At 64.1% G+C, this 24114-nt stretch carries 22 protein-coding genes; 8 read left to right on the forward strand and 14 right to left on the reverse strand.

Features of this window, described 5'->3' with window-relative positions; genetic code table 11:
• Positions 1-9: 9 nt before the first annotated feature.
• From carB to HWE04_RS07320, 3 genes are all read right to left on the reverse strand, one after another.
• Positions 10-3243, reverse strand: a complete 3234-nt coding sequence (gene carB / locus HWE04_RS07310; protein ID WP_006463195.1) for a carbamoyl-phosphate synthase large subunit — start codon at positions 3241-3243, stop codon at positions 10-12.
• Positions 3236-4399, reverse strand: coding sequence for a glutamine-hydrolyzing carbamoyl-phosphate synthase small subunit (gene carA, locus HWE04_RS07315; RefSeq protein WP_241811979.1), 1164 nt, complete (start codon positions 4397-4399; stop codon positions 3236-3238). The genes carB and carA overlap by 8 nt, the downstream gene beginning before the upstream one ends.
• Positions 4400-4698: 299 nt before the next feature.
• Complete coding sequence (locus HWE04_RS07320) at positions 4699-5106, reverse strand: GlcG/HbpS family heme-binding protein (protein ID WP_241811980.1); 408 nt, start codon at positions 5104-5106, stop codon at positions 4699-4701.
• Positions 5107-5475: 369 nt separating this feature from the next.
• Between HWE04_RS07320 and HWE04_RS07325 the strand changes: the two genes are divergently transcribed.
• A complete protein-coding gene (locus tag HWE04_RS07325) occupies positions 5476-6078 on the forward strand; it encodes a C40 family peptidase (RefSeq protein ID WP_039875208.1) in 603 nt (200 codons plus the stop codon).
• A 98-nt stretch (positions 6079-6176) separates the two neighbouring features.
• Here the strand turns inward: HWE04_RS07325 and HWE04_RS07330 are convergent, their stop codons facing one another.
• Complete coding sequence (locus HWE04_RS07330; RefSeq protein ID WP_039875210.1) at positions 6177-7148, reverse strand: patatin-like phospholipase family protein; 972 nt, start codon at positions 7146-7148, stop codon at positions 6177-6179.
• Positions 7149-7280: 132 nt separating this feature from the next.
• Here HWE04_RS07330 and HWE04_RS07335 point away from each other — a divergent pair, with 132 nt between their 5' ends.
• On the forward strand, positions 7281-8189 hold the full coding sequence (locus tag HWE04_RS07335; protein ID WP_241811981.1) for a hypothetical protein: 909 nt from the start codon (positions 7281-7283) through the stop codon (positions 8187-8189).
• A 25-nt stretch (positions 8190-8214) separates the two neighbouring features.
• On the forward strand, positions 8215-8805 hold the full coding sequence (locus HWE04_RS07340; protein WP_241811982.1) for an IMPACT family protein: 591 nt from the start codon (positions 8215-8217) through the stop codon (positions 8803-8805).
• Between the two features lie 21 nt (positions 8806-8826).
• Here HWE04_RS07340 and HWE04_RS07345 read toward each other — a convergent pair whose 3' ends face one another.
• Both HWE04_RS07345 and HWE04_RS07350 read right to left on the reverse strand, forming a co-directional pair.
• Positions 8827-10131, reverse strand: coding sequence for an MFS transporter (locus tag HWE04_RS07345; RefSeq protein WP_241811983.1), 1305 nt, complete (start codon positions 10129-10131; stop codon positions 8827-8829).
• 94 nt (positions 10132-10225) lie between these two features.
• Entirely contained in the window at positions 10226-11602 is a 1377-nt protein-coding gene (locus HWE04_RS07350) for an NAD(P)H-dependent oxidoreductase (protein ID WP_241811984.1), read from the reverse strand.
• 187 nt (positions 11603-11789) lie between these two features.
• Here HWE04_RS07350 and HWE04_RS07355 point away from each other — a divergent pair, with 187 nt between their 5' ends.
• The gene (locus HWE04_RS07355; protein WP_241811985.1) at positions 11790-12689 is read left to right on the forward strand and encodes a LysR family transcriptional regulator; all 900 of its coding nucleotides are present in this window, start codon (positions 11790-11792) and stop codon (positions 12687-12689) included.
• Positions 12690-12703: 14 nt separating this feature from the next.
• On the opposite strand, the gene HWE04_RS07360 is transcribed toward HWE04_RS07355, so the two are convergent.
• Together HWE04_RS07360 and HWE04_RS07365 are read right to left on the reverse strand one after the other, a co-directional pair.
• Entirely contained in the window at positions 12704-12883 is a 180-nt protein-coding gene (locus HWE04_RS07360; protein WP_102661263.1) for a hypothetical protein, read from the reverse strand.
• Positions 12884-12892: 9 nt separating this feature from the next.
• Positions 12893-14344 (reverse strand): MFS transporter, encoded by a 1452-nt coding sequence (locus HWE04_RS07365; protein WP_241811986.1) that lies wholly within the window; start codon positions 14342-14344, stop codon positions 12893-12895.
• Positions 14345-14506: 162 nt separating this feature from the next.
• Between HWE04_RS07365 and HWE04_RS07370 the strand changes: the two genes are divergently transcribed.
• The 4 genes from HWE04_RS07370 to HWE04_RS07385 all read left to right on the forward strand — a co-directional run bounded on the left by HWE04_RS07370 (position 14507) and on the right by HWE04_RS07385 (position 16829).
• Positions 14507-15163, forward strand: coding sequence for a helix-turn-helix transcriptional regulator (locus HWE04_RS07370; protein ID WP_241811987.1), 657 nt, complete (start codon positions 14507-14509; stop codon positions 15161-15163).
• A 136-nt stretch (positions 15164-15299) separates the two neighbouring features.
• Positions 15300-16157: a hypothetical protein gene (locus HWE04_RS07375; protein ID WP_241811988.1), complete on the forward strand. Its 858-nt coding sequence runs from the start codon at positions 15300-15302 to the stop codon at positions 16155-16157.
• Between the two features lie 103 nt (positions 16158-16260).
• A complete protein-coding gene (locus HWE04_RS07380; RefSeq protein ID WP_039875214.1) occupies positions 16261-16515 on the forward strand; it encodes an AbrB/MazE/SpoVT family DNA-binding domain-containing protein in 255 nt (84 codons plus the stop codon).
• A complete protein-coding gene (locus HWE04_RS07385) occupies positions 16509-16829 on the forward strand; it encodes a type II toxin-antitoxin system PemK/MazF family toxin (protein ID WP_234295850.1) in 321 nt (106 codons plus the stop codon). The genes HWE04_RS07380 and HWE04_RS07385 overlap by 7 nt, the downstream gene beginning before the upstream one ends.
• Positions 16830-16938: 109 nt before the next feature.
• On the opposite strand, the gene HWE04_RS07390 is transcribed toward HWE04_RS07385, so the two are convergent.
• The 6 genes from HWE04_RS07390 to HWE04_RS07415 form a co-directional block, all read right to left on the reverse strand.
• A complete protein-coding gene (locus tag HWE04_RS07390; protein ID WP_006463208.1) occupies positions 16939-17646 on the reverse strand; it encodes a transcriptional regulator NanR in 708 nt (235 codons plus the stop codon).
• Between the two features lie 97 nt (positions 17647-17743).
• Positions 17744-19141 (reverse strand): 3-oxo-isoapionate kinase OiaK, encoded by a 1398-nt coding sequence (oiaK, locus tag HWE04_RS07395; RefSeq protein WP_241811989.1) that lies wholly within the window; start codon positions 19139-19141, stop codon positions 17744-17746.
• A complete protein-coding gene (locus HWE04_RS07400; RefSeq protein WP_241811990.1) occupies positions 19138-20382 on the reverse strand; it encodes a ribulose-bisphosphate carboxylase large subunit family protein in 1245 nt (414 codons plus the stop codon). The genes oiaK and HWE04_RS07400 overlap by 4 nt, the downstream gene beginning before the upstream one ends.
• A 10-nt stretch (positions 20383-20392) precedes the next feature.
• Positions 20393-21223, reverse strand: coding sequence for a phosphogluconate dehydrogenase C-terminal domain-containing protein (locus tag HWE04_RS07405; protein ID WP_234295847.1), 831 nt, complete (start codon positions 21221-21223; stop codon positions 20393-20395).
• A gap of 78 nt (positions 21224-21301) precedes the next feature.
• On the reverse strand, positions 21302-22639 hold the full coding sequence (locus HWE04_RS07410; RefSeq protein WP_006463212.1) for an MFS transporter: 1338 nt from the start codon (positions 22637-22639) through the stop codon (positions 21302-21304).
• Between the two features lie 412 nt (positions 22640-23051).
• Entirely contained in the window at positions 23052-23999 is a 948-nt protein-coding gene (locus tag HWE04_RS07415; RefSeq protein WP_241811991.1) for a LysR family transcriptional regulator, read from the reverse strand.
• Positions 24000-24114 lie beyond the last annotated feature (115 nt).

Below are 24114 nucleotides of genomic sequence, written 5' to 3' on the forward strand. Positions count from 1 at the left end.
GTTGTGGGTTTAGTGTATAGCTTTATGCAGGCCTTGTAAATCGTAGACGTCCAGCGATTCCAGATGGCGCATGCCTTCCACTGCCGCCTCTGCACCGGCGATGGTGGTGAAGGTGGTCACGCGGGCTGCCAGGGCCGAGGTACGGATCGCTCCGGAGTCGGCGATGGCGTTGCGCTTTTCTTCAACGGTGTTCACCACCAGGGCGATCTCGTTGTTCTTGACCATGTCCACGATGTGCGGACGACCTTCGACCACCTTGTTGACGGTGGCAACAGGGATACCGGCAGCACTGATGGCAGCCGCCGTGCCCTTGGTGGCGACGATGGAGAAGCCCAGTGCGACCAGGTCACGCGCCACTTGCACGGCACGCGGCTTGTCGCTGTTCTTCACCGACAGGAAGACCTTGCCCGAAGTCGGCAGCTTCACGCCGGCGCCCATCTGAGACTTCACGAAGGCTTCGCCGAAGGTCTTGCCCACGCCCATGACTTCACCGGTGGACTTCATCTCGGGGCCGAGGATGGTGTCCACGCCGGGGAACTTCACGAACGGGAAGACGGCTTCCTTCACGCTGTAGTACGGCGGCACCACTTCGTTCTTGATGCCCTGGCTGTCCAGCGACTGGCCGACCATACAACGTGCCGCGATCTTGGCCAATTGCAGGCCGGTGGCCTTGGAGACGAAGGGCACGGTACGCGATGCACGCGGGTTCACTTCCAGCACGAAGACGGTATCGACGGTCTTGCCATCGACTTCACTTTGCTGGATGGCGAACTGCACGTTCATCAGACCCACCACGTTCAGGCCCTTGGCCATCAGCGCGGTCTGGCGCTTCAGTTCTTCGATGGTGTCCTTGGACAGCGAATACGGCGGCAGCGAGCAAGCCGAGTCACCCGAGTGCACGCCAGCCTGTTCGATGTGTTCCATCACGCCGCCGATGAAGGTGCGTTCACCGTCGGAGAGGCAGTCCACATCGACTTCGATGGCGTCGTTCAGGAAGCGGTCCAGCAGCACCGGCGAATCGTGCGAGACCTTGACGGCTTCGCGCATGTAGCGCTCCAGGTCACGCTGCTCGTGGACGATTTCCATGGCGCGGCCACCCAGCACGTAGGATGGACGAACCACCAGCGGGTAGCCGATTTCCTGCGCCAGTTGCAGCGCGTCGGCTTCGGTGCGGGCGGTACGGTTGGGCGGCTGACGCAGGCCCAGGTCCTGCAGCAGCTTCTGGAAACGCTCGCGGTCTTCGGCGGCGTCGATCATGTCCGGCGAGGTGCCGACGATGGGCACGCCATTGGCTTCCAGGTCCAGCGCCAGCTTCAGCGGGGTCTGGCCGCCGTACTGGACGATCACGCCGACCGGCTTTTCCTTGTCGACGATTTCCAGCACGTCTTCCAGCGTCACCGGCTCGAAGTAGAGGCGATCGGAGGTGTCGTAGTCGGTCGAGACGGTTTCCGGGTTGCAGTTGACCATGATGGTTTCGTAACCATCGTCACGCATGGCCAGCGCGGCATGCACGCAGCAGTAGTCGAACTCGATACCCTGACCGATACGGTTCGGGCCACCGCCCAGCACCATGATCTTCTTCTTGTCGGTCGGGTTGGATTCGCACTCTTCGTCGTAGGTCGAATACATGTAGGCGGTATCGGTGGCGAACTCGCCCGCGCAGGTATCGACGCGCTTGAAGACCGGACGCACGTTCAGCTTCTTGCGCTGTTCGCGCACGGCGGTGTCGGTGGTCTTCAGCAGCTTGGCCAGGCGGCGGTCCGAGAAGCCCTTCTGCTTCAGCTGGAACAGGGTGGCCTTGTCGAGCGACTCCAGGGAAGCTTCCTTTTCCAGCCACAGTTCGATGTCGACGATCTCCTTGATCTGCGACAGGAACCACGGGTCGATGTGGGTCAGGCCATGTACTTCTTCCAGCGAGAAGCCTTGTGCGAAGGCATCGCCCACGTACCAGATGCGGTCCGGACCGGGTTCGCCCAGTTCCTTCTCGATCAGTTCGCGGTCGGTGGTCTTCTCGTTCATGCCGTCCACGCCGACTTCCAGGCCGCGCAGGGCCTTCTGGAAGGATTCCTGGAAGGTGCGGCCGATGGCCATCACTTCACCCACCGACTTCATCTGGGTGGTCAGGTGCTTGTCGGCCTGCGGGAATTTCTCGAAGGTGAAGCGCGGGATCTTGGTCACGACATAGTCGATGGACGGCTCGAAGGACGCCGGGGTGGCACCGCCGGTGATCTCGTTGCGCAGTTCGTCCAGGGTAAAGCCCACGGCCAGCTTGGCGGCGATCTTGGCGATCGGGAAGCCGGTGGCCTTGGAGGCCAGCGCCGACGAACGCGACACGCGCGGGTTCATCTCGATGACGATCATGCGGCCGTCGGCCGGGTTGACCGAGAACTGCACGTTGGAGCCGCCGGTATCCACACCGATCTCACGCAGCACCGCCAGCGAGGCGTTACGCATGATCTGGTATTCCTTGTCGGTCAGCGTCTGCGCCGGTGCCACGGTGATGGAGTCACCGGTGTGCACGCCCATCGGGTCCAGGTTTTCAATCGAGCAGACGATGATGCAGTTGTCCGCCTTGTCGCGGACCACTTCCATTTCGTATTCCTTCCAGCCGATCAGGGATTCCTCGATCAGCAGTTCGGACGTCGGCGAAGCCTCCAGCCCGCGCTTGCAGATGGTCTCGAATTCTTCGGCGTTGTAGGCGATGCCGCCGCCGGTGCCGCCCATGGTGAAGGACGGGCGGATGATGACCGGGAAGCCGATGGTCTTCTGCACTGCCCACGATTCTTCCATCGTGTGCGACACGCCCGAACGGGCCGAACCCAGGCCGATCTTGGTCATGGCCTGCTTGAACTTGGAGCGGTCCTCGGCCTTGTCGATGGCTTCCGGTGTGGCGCCGATCAGTTCGACCTTGTACTTGTCCAGCACGCCATGGCGATGCAGGTCCAGCGCACAGTTCAGCGCGGTCTGGCCGCCCATGGTCGGCAGGATGGCGTCCGGCTTTTCCTTGGCGATGATACGTTCCACCGCTTGCCAGGTGATCGGCTCGATGTAGGTGGCGTCGGCCATTTCCGGGTCGGTCATGATGGTGGCCGGGTTGCTGTTGACCAGGATGACCTTGAAACCTTCTTCGCGCAGGGCCTTGCAGGCCTGGGCGCCGGAATAGTCGAATTCGCAGGCCTGGCCGATGATGATCGGGCCAGCGCCAATGATCAGGATGCTTTTGATGTCAGTACGCTTAGGCATTTTGTTTCTTCTCCATCATCGCCACGAACTTGTCGAACAGGGGAGCGATGTCATGCGGTCCAGGGGATGCTTCGGGGTGGCCCTGGAAGCAGAAAGCAGGCTTGTCGGTGCGCTCGAAACCTTGCAGCGAACCGTCGAACAGCGAGATGTGGGTGACGCGGCAGTTGGCCGGCAGGGTCGCCTGGTCCACGGCGAAACCGTGGTTCTGCGAGGTGATCATCACCTGCTTGGAATCCAGGTCCTGCACCGGGTGGTTGGCGCCGTGGTGGCCGAACTTCATCTTCAGGGTCTTGGCGCCCGAGGCCAGGGCCATGATCTGGTGACCCAGGCAGATGCCGAAGGTCGGGATGCCGCGCTCGATCAGCTCCTTGGAAGCGGCGATGGCGTAATCACAGGGTTCCGGATCGCCAGGACCGTTGGAGAGGAAGATGCCGTCCGGGTTCAGGGCCAGCGCCTCGGCGGCGGTGGCTTGCGCGGGCAGCACGGTGACCTTGCAGCCGCGCTCGGCCAGCATGCGCAGGATGTTGTACTTGACGCCGTAGTCGAAGGCGACCACATGGAATTTCGGGGTGATCTGCTGGCCGTAGCCGCGACCCAGACGCCATTCGGTCTCGGTCCAGTTGTAGGCCTTCTGGGTGGAGACCACCTTGGCCAGGTCCATGCCGGCCAGGCCGGGGAAAGCACGTGCCAGTTCCAGCGCCTTGGCGGTGGCCGCCTCGATGTCCGCTTCACCGGCCACGATGGCGCCGTTCTGGGCACCCTTCTCGCGCAGGATGCGGGTCAGCTTGCGGGTATCGATGCCGGCGATGGAAACGATGTTGCTTTCCTTCAGGTAGTCCGACAGGGATTGCTGGCTGCGGAAGTTCGACAGCAGGCGCGGCAGGTCCTTGATGATCAGGCCGGCGGCGTGGATCTGCGAGGCTTCCACGTCTTCACGGTTCACGCCCGTGTTGCCGATGTGCGGATAGGTAAGGGTGACGATCTGGCGGCTGTAGCTGGGGTCGGTCAGGATTTCCTGGTAGCCGGTCATCGCGGTATTGAACACCACCTCACCGGTGGTGTTGCCTGCGGCGCCGATGGAAAAACCTTGGAAGACAGACCCGTCTGCGAGCGCGAGGATGGCCGGAATCGCGGGACCGGAAAGAAGAGGCAGCAAGGGTAACTCCTGAGATTGTTACCGCCGCGGCTGGATGACCGGAAGACCTTTGCGCGCCAAAACCGACCGGCGCGAACACCCCGACTCATTCGGTACGGGAGCGTGGCTGGGCCTGTTAGGAACGAGGAAGAGGAATGGCTATGCGCTACGGCGGATAAAATTGGCTAAACCGCTCAATTATAGCGCAAGAGGCTCCCTCCGGCAAATCACGGATGGCCGAACTTGCTTCTGGAAGCACCGAAATGGGGTGCCGAAGGAGGGAACGCCGGCAGGCAGCGCTGCCGGCGCAACGCGGCGTATTACAGGCCCAGGGCGGCGATACCGGCCTGGGCGATCTGCACGTCTTCGGAAGACTTCACGCCGGAAACGCCCACGGCGCCCACGTAGTGACCCTCGACCACGACCGGCACACCGCCTTCGAGCAGGCCGTCCAGGCCGGGGGCGCTCAGGAAGGAGACGCGACCGTTGTTGATCATGTCTTCATAGATCTTGCTTTCGCGGCGACCCAGGGCGGCGGTGCGCGCCTTGGCCGGGGCGATCTGCGAGGAAATCGGGGCGGCGCCGTCCATGCGCTGCAGCCACAGCAGGTGGCCGCCGTCATCGACCACGGAGATGGCCACGTTCCAGTTGTTGGCGCGGGCTTCGGCTTCAGCACCGGCGGCGATCTTCTTCACGTCGTCCAGCGACAGAAACGGTTTGGTTTGCATGTTTGCTCCGATAGGCATAAAAAATCGAACGCTGATTGTAAGGCCATAAAGTCGTTTTGACATCCCATGCCGGCAAACTCATCCATGCGACTTGCATGAATCATTTTCAGCACTTCCGCATACTGCCCACCCCTCTTGAAAATTCCCGCACCCCGAGAACACAAGAACTGCACTCCGACTCATCCGTAAATCATTTACAGAAAAATTTTCCTAGGGTCGTGTAGGAAGAACACTTACTGGGAGATGACGCTAAATACCCCCTTTTTGCCCCGCAAATCATTCCATTTTGCCAAGCTGGCACGAATCCAGCTTTTGACAAGCCGTAAGATTTACCTTACAGTCCCGCAATCCTATTTTGAGAGGATCCCGATGACCCTACGCCGATCTGACCGAATCCGACGACAAACCGCTCGTGCGTGCGCGCTCGCAGCCGGCCTTTGGATCAGTGCATCGGCCTATTCCGCTGACCTTTCCCTGGCAGCGCAGGATCTTCCTCCTCCTCAAGCAACTTCCCCGCAAGCCCAGCAGTTGATCAGCAAGACCAATCTTGCGATCGCCCGCCTGCAAGACATCACCAATCGCGCATCCGAACTGGCCACCCAGGCCCTGGCCATGCTGGGCATCAATTACCGCTACGGCGGCAATTCGCCCGATACCGGCCTGGACTGCAGCGGCCTGGTGCGCTACGTCTTCAAGGAAGCATGGGGCACCGACCTGCCGCGCACCTCGCTGGAAATCAGCCGCGTAGGCGAAAAGATCGGCCGCGACAATCTGCAGCCCGGCGACCTGGTGTTCTACAACACCCTGCGCCGCGGCTTCTCCCACGTGGGCATCTACCTGGGCGACGGCAAGTTCATCCACTCCCCCTCGGCCGGTGGCCAGGTGCGCATCGAGAGCATGGACGAGTCCTACTGGAAGAAGCGCTTCAATGGTGCAAGACGCATCATGGCGGGCGAAGAAGAGCAAAAATAAGCACCGCAACGGTGCGAGCGCAAACGCTATAAACGATACAAACAAAATGGCCACTGGAAAATCCAGTGGCCATTTTTTTCCTCAGGGAAACCTGAAAATCAGTTCCCCGTCGCCATCAACCTGAGCTTGCGCTTGATCTCCGGCATGGCCGCCGTAGCCGCTTGCTCGCCCGCCAGGATGGCCACGTTGCGGCTGGCGAAGTCGCTGCCCTTCATCGCCCCCAGACTCGGCTGCAGCACGATATCAGCATTCTTCAGCTCATACTGGTTGATGGTCTGCCCCATGATCGCAAAGGTCTGCAGCAGCACATCGATGGAGCTGCTGGAAGCCGCCTGTGCCTCCGGATTGGCCGAGATATTGACCGCGATCACGAAGTCCGCCCCCATCTGCCGCGCATAGCGCACCGGCACCGGCGACACCAGCCCGCCATCGACATAGGTATGGTCGCCGATCTTCACCGACTGGAACACCCCCGGCACCGCCGACGAAGCCCGCACCGCGACGCCCGCATTGCCGCGCTGGAACAGGATGGGCTGGCCGCTGCGCAGGTCGGTGGCGACCGCGCCGAAGGGAATCTTGAATTTTTCGATGGGAACGTTGTGCACCGCCTTGTTCACGTAGTTCTGCACGCCCTCCCCCTTGATCACCCCGCTGACCTTGGCGAACAAGGGCACCGACCAGTCAGAGATGGAGGCTTCATCCATGGACATCGCCAGCTTCTGCAAGGCAAAGCCATCGTTGCCGGCGGCATAGAGCGCCCCCACCAGGCTGCCCGCGCTGGTACCGGCCACCACGTCTACCGTGATGCCCTGCGCCTCCAGCGCCTTGATCACGCCAATGTGCGCAAACCCGCGCGCAGCGCCGCCGCCCAGGGCCAGGCCGATCCTGATCTTGCGTGGCGCCACCGGCACCGGGGTGACGGTCGTGACAGCGGGGGTTGCAGGGCTACCGGCGGTAGATTCGACAGACGCTGGCGACGCGTTGCCCGGCACCCAGGAAGGGGTACCACAGGCCGACAGCAGGAAAGTGGAAGCGACGGCAACAGCCGTCAGGCGGAAGGAGAAGCGCATGACACCACGGAGCAATATCGAAGCCCGTCATTGTACTGCAAGCCCCCGACCCGACCGCAGGCGGCCGGCCGCCAGGGGCGGTGGTGTAGAATGCGGCCCCGGCTCACGATCTGTTAGGCAAGGCTTCGCCCCATGAATATCGTCATTAACGAAGAACTCCAGAAGTACATCGATCCCCTCACCCCCAACGAATACGCCGCTCTGGAACGCAGCCTGCTGGCCGAAGGCTGCCGCGATGCGCTGGTGCTGTGGGGCGAGGTGCTCATCGATGGTCACAACCGTTACGAAATCTGCCGCAAGTACGACCTGCCCTTCAAGACGGTCCACAATGACAGCTTCAAGTCGCTGGAAGACGTGCTGCTGTGGATGATCGATAACCAGCTCGGCCGCCGCAGCGTCTCGGACTTCCAGCGCGGCATGCTAGCCCTGCGCAAGCGCGACATCATCGCCGCCCGCACCAAGGCCGAAGCCACACCGGCCAAATCGGCCGCCAGCGACGACAGCAGCACCGCCGAGCCCGCCATGAACAACGAAGACGCCCCGGCCGGCGATGCCCCCTGGCACGCCGACGACGACGCCGGTCGCATCAAGACGCGCGAAGACATCGCCCGCGCCGCCGGCATCAGCAGCGCCACCATCGGCCAGATCGACCGCATCCGCAAGACCGCCGCCCCGGAACTGGTAGAGGCCGTGCGCACCGGCACCATCTCCATCAATGCCGCCGCTGCCGTAGCGACCCTGCCCAGCGAGGCGCAGGTCAGCGCTGTGGCCGGTGGCAAGAAGGAACTGCGCGAAGCCGCCAAGAAAGTGCGCGAACAGAAAGCCGCCACCCGTACCCCGCGCGCGCCCGTCAGCGACGACAGCGCCACCGGCAGCAGCAGCGCCATCCCCTTGGTGGAAGGCCAGGAAAACGAACTCACCGCCACCCTGCGCCGCGAGATCGCCGCACTGCAGAACCGGGTCTCGCGCCTGTCCGAAGAGAACCAGGGCCTGCGTGCCGAACTGGCCCTGCTCAAGGCCGGCAGCGACCAGCAGGCCTGACGCCCAGGCGCACGGGCAAGTCACCATGGCCACCTTCACCATCGCCCAGCGGGCCGAGATCGAACTGGAAATCCGCAAGAGCCGCTTCATCGGCATCGTCCAGCCGGTCGCGGGGCGCGAGGCCGCCATGCAGGAAATCGCCCGCATGCGCGAGGCCCATCGCAGTGCCACCCACGTCTGCTGGGCGGTGATGGCCGGTGGCCAGTCCGGCATGTCCGACGACGGCGAGCCCTCCGGCACCGCCGGCCGCCCCATGCTGGAGGTCTTGCGTCACCACGAACTGGATGGCGTACTGGCCATGGTGGTGCGCTACTACGGTGGCGTCAAACTGGGCGCCGGTGGCCTGGTACGTGCGTATACCGACGCCATCGCCACTGCCCTCAAGACCAGCGAACGCACCGAACGCGTGGCCCAGGCGGAAATCGAGATCGGGGTGGTCTATTCGGCCGAACCGCAACTGCGGCACTGGCTGGCGCAGCAAAAGTACCAACTGCTGGACAGCCGCCACGACACCCTGGCCCACCTCCACCTGCGCCTGCCCGAGGCCGCCCTGGCTCAGGCCGAAGAAGCGATCCGCCGACTCTCCTCGAACGCCGAGATCAAGCGCATCGCCTGATCCCGGCGCCCATGCGCCATCTCACTGGTCGGCATCACGCGCTGCAATCATGCGCACCAGGAAAGCCCCCAGCACCATGAAGGCCGCCACCGCATACAGACCGATCCTGACGTTTCCGGTCACATCGTTCAACCAGCCCACCATGTAGGGCGAAACAAACCCGGCTAGGTTGCCCACGCAATTGATCGCTGCAATCCCGGCCGCCGCCGAAGTTCCCGCCAGGAAGGCCGAGGGAATCCCCCAGAACAGCGACAGCGCCGCCAGCGTACCGGCCGTGCCCACCGACAGACCCAGCACCGCCAGCGTCGGATCACGACCGATGTAGCCGCTGAAGGCCAGGCCGATCGCGCCCACCACCAGCATCACCGAAAAGTGCATGCGGCGCGTGCGGCGACGGTCGGCCGACATACCCGTCAGCAGGATGGCCGGGATCGCCACCAGATAGGGAATCGCCGAGAGCCAGCCGATCATGGTGTTGTCGGCCACGCCGCTGTTCTTGATGATGGAGGGCAGCCAGAAGCTCACGCCATATAGCCCGATGATCTGGCAGAAATACACTAGGCACAGCTTCCACAGCCGGCGGTCCTTGAGGAAGGACATCGAATTCGCATGCTCGGTCTTGGCGCCATCTTCCTGGCGGATCTCCTCGACCACCTGACGCTTTTCATCGGCCGAGAGCCACCGTGCCTGCTCGGGCTTGTCCACCATCATGAATAGCACCGCGATACCCGCCACCATCGATGGAATTGCCTCGATCAGGAACAGCCACTGCCAGCCGCGCATGATTTGCGACTGGCCAAAGGCATCCAGGATCCAGCCCGACAGCGGCCCGCCCACTACACCCGCCAGCGGGATGGCGATGTAGTAGAAGCCCAGCGCGAAACCGCGCTTCCTGGCCGGGAACCAGTAGGTCAGGTAGAGCATGATGCCTGGCGAGAACCCGGCCTCGGCCACGCCCAGCAGGAAGCGGGCGATATAGAACTGGGTCGGCGTCTGCACCAGCAGGGTGGCCGCCGAGATCAGCGCCCAGGTGATCATGATGCGGGCGATCCACACGCGCGCGCCGACCTTGTGCATGATGAGGTTGCTGGGCACTTCGAAGAGGAAGTAGCCGATGAAGAAGATGCCCGCGCCCAGGCCGTAGACGGCGTCGCTCAGGTGCAGGTCGTTCATCATCTGCAGCTTGGCGAAACCGACGTTGACACGGTCCAGGTAGGCGCACAGATAGCACAGCACGATGAACGGCATGATGCGCCAGGTGATCTTGCGATAAACGTCGAAAGCACCCGCATGCGCAGTGGGATGCGCCATGGTGTGTTGAGTCATGTCTCCTCCGATGCCCTTTTTTGATGGGCTTGTTCGAGGTTGGGAAAGGCAGGGGCGACGTCAGCGTCGCCCCCGTTGACGAGGAAGCCGGCGCTCAGGCCGCCTGCTTGTGCTCGGTTGCGATGCCGAGTTCGCGTGCGAAGAGCGCTTCCATTTCGCGGCGCACCTGCACGGCCTGCTTGCTGGCATCGAATTGCACGTCGCTCCAGCGCACCGCCCGGCCAGCCGGGATATCGTGCTTGAGCACCATGTTGTGCGCCAGCCCGATGGGCAAGGCCCCCACGCGCAGCGAATCGGCCGCCGGCATGAGCTTGCCGTAGACAGTGAAGCCACCCTCGCCGTCCAGCGTCTCACCCGCCTTCAAGTCCCGCTTGGCGGTGGCGGCGACGTCACCGCTCCAGCTGGTAGTGGCCCCGGTGGCTTCGTTGCGCACGGCGATGGACGCCACCGAGATGCCCAGCTCCAGCCCGATCAGGTGATACGGCTTATAGGTGGCGGCAAAGCGGCCGCTGGCATCGGTCTTGAGACCGTACTGGGCGAAGCAGTCACGCACGTAATCGCTGGGGGCCTCGAAGACCGCATACACGCCCCAGCGCAGGTCGCGGAACACCGGCCGACCATCGCGCTCCAGAGATGACACCACCTCCACTGTCCCGCGTTGCTGAAGGATGCCGCCGTCGGCTTGTGCGCGCAGCAGGGTCGGCAAGTCGTCCACGCCGCAGGCCGGGAACATCAGGCCATCCGTGGGCGGGACCAGATCACAGCCATTGGAGACGGCTGCCATTTCCAGCGCCGACTTGGTGCCATCGAGGAAGGAGTTGAACATCTGGGCATTGAAGTCGCCACCGGCCACCTGCGCCTCCGAGAAACCATAGTGGCCCCAGACCGTATCCGGCGTGGACTGGTGATATACCGGTAGATACTTGGTGCCCTTGCCGGCGCAGATCACGTCCATGCCGATGGTCCGCGCCCAGTCCACCAGCTCGGCGATCAGGGCCGGCTGGTCGCCCGAAGCCATTGAATAGAGGATGCCCGCCTCGGCCGCGCGGCGCGCCAGATAGGGACCGGCCAGCACATCGGCCTCGACGTTGACCATGATGATGTGCTTCTTGTGCTCGCAGCACAGCAGCGCGTGACGGATTCCGGCGGCCGGGCTGCCGGTGGCATCAATGACGATATCGACGGCATCGCTGGCGATCATGGCCGCCGCATCGTCGGTGATGAAGGTGCCACCGGTACGCACGGCCTCCTGCAGCGAACGCGCCTGGTAACGCGCTTCTTCCCAGCCCACCCTGGCCAGCGAGGCCTGGGCACGCGTGGGCGAGAGGTCGGCTACCGCGGCAAGGTGAATACCCGGCGTGCGCGGTGCCTGTGAAAGATACATCGAACCGAACTTGCCGGCGCCAATGACGCCGACCCGAACCGGTCTGCCATTGGCCGCGCGGGCCTTCAATTGCCTGATGAGCGACATGTGTATTGTCTCCGTTGCCTTGTTGATGGATGCAGGTACGGCATGGCGATGAGCCTTGAGTCAAGCGTCCATGCCCTACCCTGGCAGGCAAGATAGCACCATCATTTTCGCAATCCAATGCGGAAAATCGAAAGCGTTCTGTGCAAAAATTCGAAGTCTCTCGCCCCCAGCCAGAAAGGAATATCTCTTGAGCGACTTCAACTGGAACGACCTGCAAGCCTTCCTCACCATGGCCCGGGCCGGGCGCCTGATGGTGGCGGCGCAGCGCCTGGGCGTGGACCACTCCACCCTCAGCCGCCGCATCGCCGCGCTGGAAGCGGCATTGGGCGTACCGCTCTTCGAACGGCGTGCGGTGGGTTTCGTACTCACGCCCGAGGGCGAACGACTGATCGGCGATGCCGAAGCCATCGAGACCCTGGCCCTGCGCATGCGCGCCAGCCTCGACGATGATGCCGCCAGCCTGACCGGCACGGTGCGGCTGGGGACACCAGAGGGTTTCGGCACCTACTTCCTGGCGCCACGCATCGAGCGCCTGTGCGACGCCCAGCCAGGGCTGGAGATCGAACTGGTAGCCAATCCCCGCTCATTCAGTCTGACCAAGCGCGAAGCCGACCTGGCCGTGAGCATGGCGCGTCCGGCCCAGGGGCGGGTCTATGCCAACAAGCTGGTCGACTATGCGCTAGGCCTGTACGCCGCGCCCGCCTACCTGGCCGGCCAGCGCCGCCTGCGCAAGCCCTCCGACCTGGCCGGGATGCGCTGGATAGGCTATGTGGAAGACCTGATGTGGACCCCGGAGCTGGATTACCTGCCCCAGATCTCGCGCGAGATCCGGGCACAATTGCGGGTCTCCAACGTGATCACGCAGATGACCGCGCTGGCCGGCGGCGCCGGCATCGGCGTGCTGCCGCACTTCATGGCACGCCAGGAGCCCGGACTGGTGCGGGTGCTGCCGGAGCAGATCTGCCTGACCCGCTCCTATTGGCTGGTGACCCACGCCGATACCCGGGACCTGGCCCGGGTGGAACGCGTGACCCGCTTCATCCGCGACGAACTGGAGGCAACCGGGCCGGCCTTCTGGATGGCCTGAGACAGCCAGCGGCTTCAGGCCGATGCGCTGCGCACGAACAAGAACGCATGGGCAGCCTCGAAGGCCTCTATCCTGCACATCATCTGATCCATGCGCTCACGCAGGGCCGCCTCCGGCCGGCGTGACCACAACAGGTCGAACTCGGCCACCAGCAGGTAGTATTCGATCTCGCTCAATTCCGGCGGCAAGTCCATGCGCCCTCCTCAACCCTGCCGCACCAGGCGCCGCGTCAACACGATGGCCGCCAGTGGTGCCAGCGCAAACACCCCCAGCAGTACTGTCGCCGCCTGGGCGGCGCCCGCCGGGCCACCAGGTTCGCCCAACCCGGCCTGGTTGGCCACCAGACCGGCCAAAGCCGCCCCGATGGCCATGGCATAGAGCTGCACGGTAGTGATGGCAGCAGAGGTCAGGTTCTCCTCACCTGTCCGAGCCGCCTGCATGGCCCGGCCGATCAGATGGGGCCAGCCCAGGCCGATGCCCAGCCCGGCCGCGCCCAGCGCCAGCACGATCAGGGCATCCGACAGCCAACCCGGGGTCAGCAACTGCCCCGGCAACAGCAACGCCAGCGCGACCAGGCCCAGCGCCATCAGCCAAGGGCCGGCACAGATCATGCGACGTGCCGCCACGCCGCTGTGCCCTGAAGCGCCGAGCGACCCCACGCTCCAGCCGGCCGCCATGGCCGCCGTGGCATAACCCGCGGCCAATGGTGCATAACCATGCAGGGTCTGCAGGAAGTATGGGACGAAGATCTCCACACAACTGGCAACCACCAGCAAGGACACACTGGCAAACACGCTACCCATCACCGTGCGCAGGCTGTAGCCATCGCGCGGCAGCAGGCTCACGCGATGATTCAGGTCGATACGCGCCACCAGTACGCCCAAAGCAGCACCGCCGGCCACGCAGGCCATCGCCATCCAGGCCCGGCCAGTTTGCGCCGCCATCGCCACCAGCAGTACCGAGACAGCCAGCAAGAGAATGCGTCCTAGCGGCATGGCCTGCTGCTCGCCCACTATCGTGCGTACCGCGTCCGGCCCCAGTTGACGCGTCACCAGTGCAGCCTGCAACAGCAGCAACGGCAACAAGGCGAAGAAGGCCAGGCGCCACTGGCCGCCGGCGGCGAACATGCCTCCCACGGCGGGCCCCAGCAGGGTCGATATGCCCCACATGCCCGACACCAGTGCAATGGCACGCGACCACAGGCGCTGCTCGAACACCAGCGGGATCAGCGCATAGCCCAGCGCCGCCAGCAAGCCGCCGCCGATGCCCTGCACAGCCCGCCCGACCAGCATCCAGCCCATGTCGCCGGCACTGGCGCACAGCATCGCCCCGGCACCGAACACTGCCAGCGCCAGCAGATAGGCAGGACGTGCTCCCAGGCGACCCAGCAGCTTGCTGGTCAGAGCGGAGCCGATGATGGAGGTCACCACGAAGAGGGTCACGTTCCAGGCGTAATAATCGATACCGCCAATATCACGCACCACCGAGGGCAGGATGGTCGTGACGATATGCACGTTGATGGCATGCATGGCCACGCCACCGGTCAGGGCCACTGCACGCCAGCCCTGGCGGCGGCCCAGCAGCTCGCCCCACGAGGCCGAGGCCACGCCCGCGGCGGGATGGACGTCGGTGGAGGAAGGAGGAGAACTCGTCATGGCGTATCCTTGGTGACCTTGGTAGGGAGGTGGAAAGCCGGCGCAGGACCGTATCGACATTTGGAGCGCTCCGGCATAATATACAAGTAAATACTTGGCTAATTCACCGCCATGGTAAAACCAGACGAGCAATTAAACAAGTAAACACTTGGAAAATATACGATGAGCGAATCGATACAGGAAAGCCCCAGTACTGCGGAACGCATCCTCCTACGCCTGAAGACCCGCGGTCCCGCCGCCGCCAGCGAACTGGCCGGGGAGCTGGAGATGACCGCCGAAGCGGCACGCCAACAGATCCAGAAGCTGGCCGCCGAAGGCCTGATCGCCAGCCGCCAGGCCGCAGCCGTGGCGCGCGCCGGACGGCCGCGCCAGGAATGGGAGCTGACCGCAAGCGGCCATGCCCGCTTCCCCGACACGCATGCGCAACTGACGGTGCAACTGCTGGGGTCGATCCGCCAGCTGTTCGGCGAACCCGGACTGGACAAGCTGATCAATCAACGCGAAGACGACATGCGGGCGCACTATCTGCGCCTCTGCGCCGACCTGCCCACCCTTCCGAAGAAGCTGGAAAAACTGGCCGACATCCGCAGTGCCGAAGGCTACATGGCCAGGGTGGAGAAGGAGGGCAAGGACTGGCTGCTGATCGAAGACCACTGCCCCATCTGCGCCGCCGCAATGACCTGCCAGGGCTTCTGCCGTTCGGAGCTCCAGCTCTTTGGCGAAGTGCTCGGGGGCGAGGCCGAGATCACCCGCGAAGAGCACCTGCCGGCCGGAGCACGACGCTGCGTCTATCGCATCCGTCGCATCGCCGCTGGCTGAGTCCGGCGAAAGTCCCCCGGCGCCAACAAACTGCGCTGAACGCCCCCGATCTGTGCGAACATCCCCGACGCCGCGCCGCATCGGGGGATGCCGGCCGGCGACCTGCCACCGCCACGCTTATTCAAAAGGGGAAGCCATGCCACCAGATCAAAGTGATTTCGACCCGGTCCTGTTCATCGCCGACGGTCCCTCGCAAGCCCTGCTCGACCCGAACCAGTACCCCTACATGTGCAACCAGAACGGCCATGGCCTGCAGAGCCAGACCGTGGTCGGCGAACTCATCACCCTGGCCCAGGAAGCACCGGAACTCGAACGCGGTGCCACCTACCGCGATATCGCCCACTGGCCGCGCAAGATCACGCCCAAGGACTGGCCGGCCTACGAGATCACCGAGTTCGACTTCCGCGTTCCCGAGGTCCGCTACGAACCCCTGCCCGCCACCCCGGAGAATGCCCAGGCCTTCGGCGCCACGCTGCTGCGCAACGGCCAGTGCCTCAGCTTCACCTATCAGGGATTGGTGATGGCCCAGTACACCTACGGCAAATGGGCCGGCTATGAATCACCCTATCTCGGCGACGGCCGCAGCCGCGAACTGTTGACCTGGAATGCCACCGACCTGGAGTACCACGACTTCGCCCACATCTTTTTCTCGCAGGGCCCCGAACCACTGGTGATCACGATGGCGCGCTGGCGCCCCTACGTCAATGAAATCAGCCTGGCCGACCTGTGGGTGGAACCGGGCGACGCCCTGGTGATCCCACCCAAGCGCATGGCACCGCCACCCACCCCGGGCATGAGCGAGGCCCAGAAACGCCTGCTGGTGGTGGACATGCACAACAACCGCAATTCGGCCCAGGCCTGCCGTCGCTACGACGGCCCGCCCGGCCTGGCCACGGTGACCGTGCTGGCGGATGAGCAGGTGATGTCGGCGCCGCTGACCCGGCCTTATTACCATGAGGAAAAGCAGCCTACCTGGCATGGCATGTTGCGTTGAATCACGATCTTGGCCAGCGATAGGCATTTCAGGAAAATTGTAATAACATTGTTTTTACACGAGAATTCTGATGTAACAACATTGTATTTACCAGGTGAGAAAAATGAAGACATCCATCCGCAAAATGGGTAACTCGCAAGGCGTACTGATTCCGAAGCCATTTCTGGCCAAGATGGGGATGTTGGTCGATGAAGATATCGACATCGACATCGAAGACGACAAGATCGTGATTCGCAAACTGGAAAAACGGCCCCGTGAAGGATGGGCCGAAGCCAGCCAGAAAATTGCGGCCGCACAGGATGACGGCCTGGTCTGGCCCGAATTTGGAAACGATGGTGACAAGGAATTGACATGGTGATGCGCGGCGAAATCTGGTTAGCCGCGCTCGACCCCACTGTGGGTAGCGAAATCAATAAATCCCGTCCATGCGTCGTCGTTTCGCCGGCAGAGATGCACGATTATCTGCGCACCGTGATTGTGGCTCCGATGACAACAGGCAGTAAGCCCGCCCCGTATCGCGTACCGATCACGTTCGACAAGAAAAAAGGATTGATTGTCCTGGATCAGATGCGCACGCTGGACAAGGAGCGTTTGATCAGGAAACTCGGGCGCGTAACGGACAAGACGCTCACGGCAACATTGGAAGCGTTGCAAGAAGTCTTCGCCGAATAGCGAAGCAGGAAAAACACGGGGCCGCACCGAGCTATTTTTGTCACCCTGGGGAAGACCGGTTGCAATCATCCAGAGCATCCACGGCTGTGCTCCCCGCGTGCAGGCATATCTACTGCTGCCCCAACTCCCGATACAACTCATTGGCGCGCATCAGGTGCGCGCGCATGGCTTCGGCGGCGGCTTCGCCATCGTGGGCGGCAATGGCATCGACGATGCGCTGGTGTTCCAGCAGCGTCAGTTCTTCCGCCCCGGGGGCGCGCACCAGGGTGGTATAGAACTCGCTGGCCCAGCGGAACATCGATTCGACGATGGACGGGAAAATCGGGTTGCCGCTGATGTCGGCGATCTCGCGATGGAAGGCCATGTCGCGTTCGATGAACTCTTCCAGGTTGACCATCGAAGCGCGATGCTCGGCGATGGCCTGGCGCAGCCGCGCTACCTGCTCCTCGCTGGCGCGCTCGGCGGCCATGCGGGCGGTGCTGGTTTCCAGGAAGACGCGGGCTTCCTTCATGTGCTTCAACATGTCCGGCTTGGTACGCAGGAGATGCTGCGCACCAGCCGCGATCTGGGCGATCAGCCGGTCGGCCGTGGGGTCGACCACGCGGGCGCGCTCGCCATGGGCGATCTCCACGAAACCGGAACGCTCCATCGCCTGCATCGCCTCGCGTACCGCCGGGCGGCCCACACCGTATTGCTCCATCAGGTCGCGTTCGGAAGGCAATTGTGACCCGGGCGGGAATTCACCCTGATGGATGCGATCCATCAGGCGCTCCAGCACTTCCTGGTATAACTTGCGTCGCTGTATCGGTTCCGGCATGGCTGCGCTGTCTCAAAGTATAGGTTTCGTTGGACGCGCACTCTACCATATCTACCGCAATCGCAGGCCCGGCCTGCGATTGCGCCATGCAATGCGCCTAGCTGGCGGCGCCCTCCAGCACATCCCCGAAGAAGCTGCGCGCGCCCACCTGTCCCCCTTTGAGCACCAGTTCCAGACCGTCGCGGCGGCTATTGTCCGACCATGCCCGGCACAGTGGCGCGCCCGGGGCCAGTCCGGCGCAGACCGACAGGGCCGTGATGTCCAGGGCACTGGCGACCTCGCCCGAGCTGTCGCCGCCGGCAATGGCAATACGCTGCAGCGACTGTCCAGAATCGCCATCGAGGATGGCACGCAGGGTCTCGGCCAGGGCGATGCCGACCTGGCGCGCCGCCTCGCCCCGCGCCAGCCCGGCCTGGGCGGCGATGTCATCGAAACCGGCGACGGCAGGATCGTCCGGCCCCTCGGCCGAAAACACCAACGGACTGCGCCCGCTGGCGATGGCCGCATCGGCCGCCGCCACCAGGCGGCCCAGTTCGGCAGTACGCCGCTCGGGCCGCAGCACGGCCGGCAAATCCATGCGCAGGCAGGCAAACCCGTGCTCGCGCGCCCAGGCGATCTGCCCGGCCGTGACCGGCGAACAGCTGCCGCTGACCGCCGCAATCACCGGCACCGGGCCGGCCTTGGGTAACGATGGCTGCGCCGCGATCCAGCCGCGTTCACGCCAGTAGGCGGTGAGCGCGTATTGCAAACCCGAGGACGATGCGCTGAAGACGCCCGCCCCCCTACCCTCCCACACCAGCCGCCCGGCCTGGCGCTGGGTCTCGTCGTCGAGCACGTCGATCAGCACTACCGGGGCATCGCCACCGCGTAATGCCTCAAGGCGCGCCTGCGCCTGCCCGGCCCCGTCGCGCAGCTGCAGCATGTCCACCAGTTCAAGGCGGCGCGCGGTCTGCCGGCGCAGATGCCGGCGCAGGTCGGCCTCGTCCATGGGCGTGACCGGATGGCGCGACATGGTCGGATGCCGGTCCAGCCGGTAGCCCTGCCCGTCCACTGCGGCAAACAGGTTGCCGAACAACTGGTAGCGCTTCAGCCGGGGCGCGCCCACCACCATGGGCGACCAGTCGCCACGCAGATGGCGCGTGCCGATGTCGATGGCGCGCCCGATGGAACCGGTCTCGGGCGAGGAATCGAAGGTCGAGCACACCTTGTACTGCATCACCGGTGCGCCCAGCGCCGCCAGCGCAGTGAAGGCCTGCGGCAAATGTTCCTCCATCCACTGCGGCGAACGCCCGCGCGAAGACCCGGCGATGCCGATGCAGCGCACCTCGGGAAAGCGCGCCAGCATCGCCGCATCGGGCGTACGCAGGAACAGCACGGTCGGCAGACCGGCGGCGCTCATCACCTCCATGGCATCGGTGGAGCCGGTGAAGTCGTCGCCGTAATAGGACAGCAGCAGCCCCTGTGGCAGCTGTGCGCTCTCAGGCAGCAGGCTCATTTCCAGAACCCCAGCGCCGCCTGCAGCGCCTTGTTGTTGCGCGCATGCTGGGCCAGGGGGACGCCTTCGATGGCGGCCACCCATGCCTCACGCAGCGCTTCCACGCCTGCCGCCACACCCTGCGGATGGCCGAAGATGCCACCACCGGCGGTATGGATCAGGTCGGCGCAGCCAATGGCGGCATAGGTATCGGCCGCCTGCAAGCCGGTCTGCCCGGAGCTGAAGACCGGCATCGTGCTGACCATGTCGGCGCCGGCCACCACCGGCTGCAGGACCGAACGCGCCGCCGTGATGACGCTGTCATCCGGCTCGCTGAACTTGTTGCCCAAACCGTTGACGTGCATATGGTCAGCCCCCGCCAGGCGCCACAGCTGCTGCCAGGGCGCATAGTCCCAACCCAGTTGCGGGCTGCGCGTGAGATAGCCCCAGCCGGCGCGATGCGCATGGATCGGCAGTTGGGCATGGCGGCGCAACTCCTGCAGACCGACCAGACCGATGGAATTGAGGACCGCCATGACACAGCTTCCGCCCTCGGCCAGCACCAGGTCATGACGACGTCGCATCTGGTCCAGGTCGCCGGTGAGGTTGAAGGCCACCATGACCTTCTTGCCGGTGCGATCGGCGTGGTCGTTGACCACCCGCATCACCGCCCGCACCCGCTCGTCGAAGGGACAACGGCCGCCATCAGCCTGCAGTTCGTCGTCCTTGATGAAGTCGATGCCACCAGCCACCAGTTCACGCACCTGCTGCACCGTCTCCTCCACCGACAGGCCGATGCTGGGCTTGATGATGGTGCCGATCAGCGGACCATGCCTCACCCCGCTCAGGCGGCGCGTGCCTTCGATGCCGAAGGCCGGCCCCGGATAGGCGTCCACGAAGGCCTTGGGCAGTTGCAGCCCGGTCAGGCGCAGACCCGACACCTGGCGCAGCTCGAACAGGTTGCCCGCCACCGTGGACATCAGGTTGGGCAGCGAAGCACCGGTGTTCTCCAGCGGCCAGGACAGCTCCAGCCGGCATTGCGTATAGCGCTGCGACGTCATGCCGCCGGGCAGGCTGGGCGTGTTGCTGTGGCCGAGGATCTCCAGCTTTTCGACACGGGCGCCGGAGCGCGCCTTCAGTTCCGGCGTCTCGGTGGCCAGGGCCACGAAGGTCCCGCTGGATTGCTCCCCGGCGATGACCTCGGCCGCGCGCGCCGGGTCATCCCCGGTTTCCAGCCAGTAGCTGGCGTAGATGCGTTCCATGCCCACTCCCTCAGGTGATGCGGCGGATGCTCTCCGCGATCTCGTCATGCTCGAAGACCTTCAGCCAGTCGTCGCGCAGCAGGCGCGGCAGGCCGTTCTGGATGGCCTTGTTGCAGGCATCCGAGAAGGCACCGGGAATTTCCTTGAAGATCACCGCGCCCAGGATGTTCATATGCCCCAGCAGGAAATCGCGGGCCGCTTCTTCCGGCACGCCGCGACGCACGGTCTCGTCCATGGCCTGCTTCATCGCATAGAGCAGCGTGGCACAGACGGTCTCGGACAGGCCCGGCTCCAGGATTGCCATCTGTTCCACCGTCAGGCGATAGCTGCGCAGGATGGGCTGGTAAATCACCTTGGCCACATCCTCGCCCAGGTCGAAGGCCGACTCCGGACCCTGCATCAGGGCGCTGGTGATGGATTGCTTGGCGGCGCCGCCACCGAAGAAATCACGACGGCCTTCCGCCGTGGTCTCGTCGTTGAAGATGGGCGGGTGGCAAGGGTGGGCCACGAAATAGACCAGGTCCGGCCGCTCCGGCAGATGGCCGGCGAAGGGCGCGGCCGCGTCCAGCGTCATCACCATCACGCCGGCGCGCAGCTTGGGCGAGATCTCGGCGGCAATCTTGCCGATCAGGGTGTCGGGCACGGCCAGGATGACCACGTCCACGTTGTCCAGCGCCGCGTCGATGCTCACACAGTCCACGCCGACCTCGTCCCGCAGGCGCTGCTGGCCCACTTCGCTGACTTCCACATGAGAAACCTGGTAATCCGATTTCTTCAGATTCTTCGCCAGGCGCACGCCCATCTTGCCGCCTGCGCCGAAGAGTGCGATCTTTTCCTTCATATTTCTTCTCCTGTCGTCATTTGAGTTCTGCAAAGTTCCGGTCGGCCGGGCCAACTGGCTGCCGGCCGACCGGCGGATTCATTCGGCGATCACGCGGCCCTGCAACTCGGCCGCCTCTTCCCGCGATCCCGCGCCGATGGCGAAGATCACCAGTGCCGACACGGCCATCAATGCCCCCACCACGAACATCGGTGCCTGGTAGGAACCGGTGGCGTCCTTGATCGCACCGGTGATGAAGGGCGCCATGAAGCCCGCCGCATTGCCCACCGTATTGATGAGGGCGATACCGGCAGCGGCCGCCGCACCGGAGAGGAAGCGCGCCGGGATCGACCAGAAGGTCGGCAGCGCCGAGAAGATGGCGCAGGCCGTGACCGTGATGGCCATCACGGTGGCTGCCGGGCTCTGCATGTACAGCGCGGCCGGGATGCTGATGGCGCCCAGCAGTGCCGGCAGGCCCACATGCCAGCTGCGCACGCCGCGCCGGGTGGCGTCACGGCTCCACAGGAACAGCGCGATGGCCGCCGGCAGGTAGGGAATGGCGGTGATCAGGCCCTTCTGGAAGACATTGAATTTGGTGCCGAACTGGGTCTCGAAGCCGCCGATGATGGTCGGCAGGAAGAAGGCCAGCGCGTAAAGCCCGTAGATCAGTCCGAAATAGACCAGCGAGAGCATCCACACCCGCGGATTCTTCAGCGCCGCGCCGGCGTGGGCCACATGCTCCACACGCTTGCCGTTCTGCTCGGCCTGCAGGGCGCCGGTGAGCCACTTGCGTTCGGCCTCGTTGAGCCATTTGGCTTCACCCGGCTTGTCGGCCAGGTAGAACCAGGCGATCACCCCGACCACGATGGCCGGCAGCGCCACCCCGGCGAACATGATGCGCCAGCCTTCCAGGCCGAACAGGCCATGCGCCTCGATCAGCAGGGCCGCCACCGGCGCGCCGATGACGATGGTCAGCGGCTGGGCCAGGTAGAACAGCGCCAGGATGTGGCTGCGATGCCGGGCCGGCACCCACAGGCTCAGGTAGAGGATGGCACCGGGGAAGAAACCGGCCTCGGCCACGCCCAGCAGGAAGCGCAACACATACAACCCCTCCACGCTGCTGACCCAGGTAAAGAGCAGCGCCACGATGCCCCAGGTCACCATGATGCGCGCTAGCCAGCGGCGCGCGCCGTACTTGTGCAGGGCCAGGTTGCTGGGGATTTCCAGCAGCACGTAGCCGATGAAAAAGACCCCGGCAGCAAAGCCGAACTGGGCCGCAGTGAGCGCCAGGTCACGGCTCATCCCATTGGGGCCGGCAAACGAGATCGCCGTGCGATCCAGGAAGTTGATGAAAAACATCAGGCCTACGAAAGGCACCAGCCTCATCGCGACCTTGCGGATGGCCGATCTTTCGACGGCACTCTGGGTGGTCTCCATTTTTGTCTTGTCTCCTGTCGGGTTGAGAGGCTGCGCCTGTTCAACGACAACCTCTCCGGGTTTCGCCAGGGACTGCGGGGGCTGTGCGCCTTGCGGTCGCCTGGCTGCCTTTGCTTGTTTTGTTTCTTTGATGTTTTCTTGATATCGCCAGCGGCGACGGCAGACGAAAAAGACGGACAGCGCCAACTGGTATAATCACTATACCATTACACCAGTTGTAAGGATGCTCAAATTTTTTGCATGGATGAGATGAATGTCTCGCATGCGAGCGTAGGAAAGGCTGCATGGGCTGCATGGGCGACAAGGCGCCTCCCGCGCTTCATGCCGGAAATAATGCAAGCGGGAAAGATCAGGCGGGAGGAGCCCCACCTGGAAGAAGAGCCCCTGCCATGGCGAGCAGGGTCGATGGAGGTCAGAGCGCCGAGCGCTCCCTCAACAGCCGCACCAGCGCCTCCCCCGCCCCCGACAACTGCCCCCCTTTGCGGGTGACGATGCCGATGGTCTGCGACATCGAGCGCAGCTTCACCGGCAGGATGCGCAGCATCCCGCGCCGGACGAACATCTCCGCCACCGCTGTGGGCAGGATGGACACCATGTCCGTCCCCTGCTGCAGCAGCGCCACGGTCACGAAGGTCGATGCCGTGGAAATGGCATTGCCCGGCATGGTCACCCCGGCCAGGTCCATCTCGCGCTCCAGCACCGCGTGCAGCGGCATGTGGCTAGGATAGGTCACCCAGCGATAGCCGGCCAGCGCCGCCAGTTGCAGCTGCCGATTACGCGGGCGCGGGTGCTCGGCCGACACCACCACCGACAGCGGCTCCTCCGACAGGGCCTGGTAGTGATACTTGCCAGGATGGTCCGACACGCTGGCGCGCGCCACCAGCAGGTCGAGATGCCCCTCGTCCAGCAAGCCCAGCAACTGCACGCTGGTATCTTCCACGATCTCGATGCTGAGCTCGGGATGGCGCCGTTGCAGCGCATCCACCGCCGGCACCACCATCTCCGGTACCGCCCCCATGACCGCCCCGATGGCCAACCGGCCACCGCGCCCGGAGCGCAGTTGCGCCATTTCCTCGCACAAGGACCCCAGGTCGGTAGCCATCAGGCGCGCATAGCGGATCACGCAATGGCCGAACTGGTTGGGGATCAGCCCGGACTTGGTGCGTTCGAACAATTGCGCATCCAGCATCGATTCCAGCTCGGCCAGCGACTTGCTGGCCGCTGACTGCGTCATGGCCAGGGCACTGGCGGCCTTGTGCAGGGATTTGTGTTCATCCAGGGCGATCAGCAGCTGCAGCTGCTTCATGCGCAGACGGGACAGCAGACTCTGGAGGCTTTGCAAGCTGGGTGTGGGTTTCATGGGTGATTCCAAAAAGCGATCACATGATGGAAAGTCTTCACTATACAGCCCCGTTGGGCGCACGTATATTGATCGCCATTGCAAGCCGCCATCCACCGATGGCCCACGACAACCA

Source organism: Herbaspirillum sp. C7C2 (assembly GCF_022627865.1).
Taxonomy (GTDB): Bacteria; Pseudomonadota; Gammaproteobacteria; order Burkholderiales; family Burkholderiaceae_D; genus Herbaspirillum; species Herbaspirillum frisingense.

Bases quoted from the DNA above. Each gene is read 5' to 3' on its own strand.
- carB (WP_006463195.1), bottom strand. From the start codon at position 3,243: ATGCCTAAGCGTACTGACATCAAAAGCATCCTGATCATTGGCGCTGGC.
- HWE04_RS07320 (WP_241811980.1), bottom strand. From the start codon at position 5,106: ATGCAAACCAAACCGTTTCTGTCGCTGGACGACGTGAAGAAGATCGCC.
- HWE04_RS07325 (WP_039875208.1), top strand. From the start codon at position 5,476: ATGACCCTACGCCGATCTGACCGAATCCGACGACAAACCGCTCGTGCG.
- HWE04_RS07330 (WP_039875210.1), bottom strand. From the start codon at position 7,148: ATGCGCTTCTCCTTCCGCCTGACGGCTGTTGCCGTCGCTTCCACTTTC.
- HWE04_RS07335 (WP_241811981.1), top strand. From the start codon at position 7,281: ATGAATATCGTCATTAACGAAGAACTCCAGAAGTACATCGATCCCCTC.
- HWE04_RS07340 (WP_241811982.1), top strand. From the start codon at position 8,215: ATGGCCACCTTCACCATCGCCCAGCGGGCCGAGATCGAACTGGAAATC.
- HWE04_RS07345 (WP_241811983.1), bottom strand. From the start codon at position 10,131: ATGACTCAACACACCATGGCGCATCCCACTGCGCATGCGGGTGCTTTC.
- HWE04_RS07350 (WP_241811984.1), bottom strand. From the start codon at position 11,602: ATGTCGCTCATCAGGCAATTGAAGGCCCGCGCGGCCAATGGCAGACCG.
- HWE04_RS07360 (WP_102661263.1), bottom strand. From the start codon at position 12,883: ATGGACTTGCCGCCGGAATTGAGCGAGATCGAATACTACCTGCTGGTG.
- HWE04_RS07365 (WP_241811986.1), bottom strand. From the start codon at position 14,344: ATGACGAGTTCTCCTCCTTCCTCCACCGACGTCCATCCCGCCGCGGGC.
- HWE04_RS07370 (WP_241811987.1), top strand. From the start codon at position 14,507: ATGAGCGAATCGATACAGGAAAGCCCCAGTACTGCGGAACGCATCCTC.
- HWE04_RS07375 (WP_241811988.1), top strand. From the start codon at position 15,300: ATGCCACCAGATCAAAGTGATTTCGACCCGGTCCTGTTCATCGCCGAC.
- HWE04_RS07380 (WP_039875214.1), top strand. From the start codon at position 16,261: ATGAAGACATCCATCCGCAAAATGGGTAACTCGCAAGGCGTACTGATT.
- HWE04_RS07385 (WP_234295850.1), top strand. From the start codon at position 16,509: ATGGTGATGCGCGGCGAAATCTGGTTAGCCGCGCTCGACCCCACTGTG.
- HWE04_RS07390 (WP_006463208.1), bottom strand. From the start codon at position 17,646: ATGCCGGAACCGATACAGCGACGCAAGTTATACCAGGAAGTGCTGGAG.
- oiaK (WP_241811989.1), bottom strand. From the start codon at position 19,141: ATGAGCCTGCTGCCTGAGAGCGCACAGCTGCCACAGGGGCTGCTGCTG.
- HWE04_RS07400 (WP_241811990.1), bottom strand. From the start codon at position 20,382: ATGGAACGCATCTACGCCAGCTACTGGCTGGAAACCGGGGATGACCCG.
- HWE04_RS07405 (WP_234295847.1), bottom strand. From the start codon at position 21,223: ATGAAGGAAAAGATCGCACTCTTCGGCGCAGGCGGCAAGATGGGCGTG.
- HWE04_RS07410 (WP_006463212.1), bottom strand. From the start codon at position 22,639: ATGGAGACCACCCAGAGTGCCGTCGAAAGATCGGCCATCCGCAAGGTC.
- HWE04_RS07415 (WP_241811991.1), bottom strand. From the start codon at position 23,999: ATGAAACCCACACCCAGCTTGCAAAGCCTCCAGAGTCTGCTGTCCCGT.